At 68.9% G+C, this 3,694-nt stretch carries 2 protein-coding genes; both read left to right on the top strand.

The window, feature by feature from the left end:
• Nucleotides 1-359: prolipoprotein diacylglyceryl transferase family protein (locus tag NQ160_RS20410; protein ID WP_257516929.1), on the top strand; the 359-nt coding region annotated here is incomplete at its 5' end.
• A gap of 52 nt (nucleotides 360-411) precedes the next feature.
• Nucleotides 412-3,694 (top strand): glutamate synthase large subunit (gene gltB, locus NQ160_RS20405; protein WP_257516928.1); only part of this gene is annotated, 3,283 nt, incomplete at its 3' end.

The following is a 3,694-nucleotide window of genomic DNA, read 5'->3' as shown; positions in this document are numbered from 1 at the left end:
TGTGGGCCGGCCGCAAGCTGCGCCTGCAGTGGGGACGCCTGTTCGGCCTCTACCTCGTCTGGTACAGCGCCGGGCGCATCGTGTGGGAGTCGATCCGCATCGACCCGAGCGAGGTGCTGTTCGGGTTGCGCACCAACGTCTGGGCCTCGATCCTCGGCATCGTCGTGGGGCTGGCCATCATCATCGTCCAGAAGCGCCGCCACACCGGCATGGAGCCCTCGGTATACGTGCCGGGCAGGCAGTGGACGCCCGATGGGGCTGTACAATCGCAGGACAACGAAGACTTCGTCGACGTGAGCGCACCCCCCACGTCCGATGTCCCCGAGGAGACAGCCACAAGCGCAGTTCCCCGCACATAGCTTTCAGGGCCGACGTCGTCCCGTCTTGAGACTCAGAGTGAGGACGGCAGGTATGCCTTCGAGCCCCCGTCGCGACGCCGGATCATCCTCGGCGTTCCCGCCCCGTCAGGGCATGTACAACCCGGCGTTCGAGAAGGACGCCTGCGGTCTGGCCATGGTCGCCACGCTGCGCGGTCACGCCGGGCACGACATCGTCGAGCTGGCACTGACGGCGCTGCGCAACCTCGAGCACCGCGGCGCGATCGGGTCCGATGCCGGCACCGGCGACGGCGCCGGCATCCTCACCCAGATGCCCGACGCCTTCCTGCGCGCGGTCGTCGACTTCGACCTGCCGCCGGTGGGGGAGTACGCCGCCGGAATGGCGTTCCTGCCGCGGGAGCGCGATGCCCGCGAGGCGCTCAAGACCGGCATCGAGGAGCTCGCCGCGCGCGAAGGGCTGACCGTGCTCGGCTGGCGCGCGGTCCCGACCGCCGACGACAACCTCGGCAAGCTGGCGTATGACGCCCGTCCCGCGTTCGAGCAGCTGTTCCTCTCGCGCCCCGCCATCGGCGGTGCGCCGGCGTTGTCGGACATCGCCCTCGACCGGCGCGCCTATCGGCTGCGCAAGCGCGCCCAGCACGAGCTGGGCGCGTATTTCGTCTCCCTGTCGTGCCGCACGCTCGGCTACAAGGGCATGGTCACGACACTGCAGCTCGAGCCGTTCTACCCCGACCTGCAAGACGAGCGCTTCGCGTCGGAGCTGGCGGTGGTGCACTCGCGCTACTCGACCAACACCTTCCCGTCCTGGCCGCTCGCGCAGCCGCTGCGCATGCTCGCCCACAACGGCGAGATCAACACCGTCAGCGGCAACCGCAACTGGATGCGCGCCCGGCAGTCCCAGCTGGAGTCCGAGTTGCTCGGCGACATGCGCCCGCTGCTGCCGATCTGCACCGAGGGCGCCAGCGACTCGGCCTCGTTCGACGAGGTGCTCGAGCTCCTCACCCTCTCGGGTCGCAGCCTGCCGCACGCCATCATGATGATGGTGCCCGAGGCCTACGAGAAGCAGGCCGACATCGCGCCCGACCTGCGGGCGTTCTACGACTATCACTCCATGCTCATGGAGCCCTGGGACGGACCGGCCGCGCTGATCTTCACCGACGGCACGCTGGTCGGCGCGACGCTCGACCGCAACGGCCTGCGCCCCGGACGCTGGACCGAGACGACCGACGGCCTCATCGTCATCGGGAGCGAGACCGGCGTGCTCGACTTCGAGCCCTCGCGCATCAAGCGACGCGGGCGGCTGAGCCCTGGACGGATGTTCCTCGTCGACACGGCGGAGCGACGCATCGTCGAGGATGCCGAGATCAAGGCCCGGCTGGCTGCGGCGGAGCCGTGGGAGCTGTGGCTGCGCCAGCGGCTGCAGCTGTCGGAGCTTCCCGAGCGCGAGCACATCGTGCACCCGATCGCCTCGATCACCCGCCGTCAGCGCACGTTCGGCTACACCGAGGAGGAGGTGCGGATCCTGCTGACCCCGATGGGGCAGAACGGCGCCGAGCCCATCGGCGCCATGGGATCCGACACCCCGATCGCCGTGCTCAGCGAGCGCCCTCGCCTGCTTTTCGACTACTTCGTCCAGCAGTTCGCGCAGGTCACGAACCCGCCGCTGGACTCCATCCGCGAAGAGGTCGTCACGAGCCTGCGGGCGGGCCTCGGCCCCGAGCGGAACCTGCTGTCGAACGGCCCCGATCACGCCCGGCAGATCACCCTGGACTTCCCGGTCATCGACAACGACGAGCTGGCGAAGATCCAGAACATCGGGCGCACCATGCCCGGGAGACGCTCCGTCACCCTCCGGGGGCTGTACCACTTCGACGCCGGCCCCGGCACGATGAAGGCGCGGCTGGACGAGCTGTGCGCCGAAGCGGACCTTGCCATCGAAGAGGGTGCGGAGTTCCTCATCCTCTCGGACCGCGACTCGAACAAGGATCTCGTCCCGATCCCGTCGCTGCTCATGGTCTCGGCGATCCACCACCACCTGATCCGCAAGCAGAACCGCATGAAGGTGGGCCTCGTCGTCGAAGCCGGCGACGTGCGCGAGGTGCATCACGTGGCCACGCTCATCGGCTACGGTGCGTCGGCGGTGAACCCGTACCTCGCGATGGAGAGCGTCGAGTATCTGGTGCGCGCGGGCTTCATCACCGGCATCACGCCCGAGAAGGCCGTCACCAACGTCATCTACGCGCTCGGCAAGGGCGTCTTGAAGATCATGTCCAAGATGGGCATCTCCACCGTGTCGTCCTACGCGGGAGCGCAGGCGTTCGAAGCGGTCGGGCTCTCGCAGGAGTTCATCGACGCGTACTTCACCGGCACCGAGAGCAAGCTCGGCGGCATCGGCATCGATCACATCGCCGCCGAGAACCAGGCACGGCACGACTTCGCGTACCCCGAAGACGGCGCCGCCCGCGCGCACGAGCGGCTGTGGACCGGCGGCGAGTACCAGTGGCGTCGCGACGGCGCACCGCACCTGTTCAACCCCGACACGATCTTCCGGCTGCAGCACTCCACCCGCTCGCGCCGCTACGACATCTTCCGCGAGTACACCAAGCTCGTCGACGAGCAGGCCCACGAGCTCAAGACCCTGCGCGGACTGTTCACCCTCCGCAGCGGCCTACGCCCACCGGTGCCGATCGACGAGGTCGAGCCGGTCTCGGCGATCGTCAAGCGTTTCTCCACCGGCGCGATGAGCTACGGCTCGATCTCGAAAGAGGCGCACGAGACGCTGGCGATCGCGATGAACCGTCTGGGAGGGAAGTCCAACACCGGCGAGGGCGGCGAAGACGTCGAGCGGCTGCTCGACCCCGAGCGGCGCAGCGCCGTCAAGCAGGTGGCATCCGGCCGGTTCGGCGTGACGAGCATGTACCTCACGCACGCCGACGACATCCAGATCAAGCTCGCCCAGGGCGCGAAGCCCGGCGAGGGCGGGCAGCTGCCCCCGGCGAAGGTGTACCCCTGGGTCGCCCGCACCCGCGGCGGCACCCCCGGCGTCGGCCTCATCTCGCCGCCGCCGCACCACGACATCTACTCCATCGAAGACCTCAAGCAGCTGATCTTCGACCTCAAGCGCGCCAATCCGGCGGCCCGGGTGCACGTCAAGCTGGTGAGTCAGTCGGGCATCGGCGCGGTCGCCGCAGGCACGGCGAAGGCCCTCGCCGACGTGATCCTGATCTCCGGACACGACGGCGGCACCGGCGCGAGCCCCATGAACTCGCTGAAGCACGCCGGCACGCCGTGGGAGCTGGGCCTGGCCGAGACGCAGCAGACCCTCATGCTCAACAACATGCGCGACCGCGTGGTGG

Source organism: Microbacterium sp. zg.Y909 (assembly GCF_024626565.1).
The sequence above is the reverse complement of the archived record's forward strand: the minus strand, read 5'-3'. Positions and strand labels throughout refer to the sequence as shown.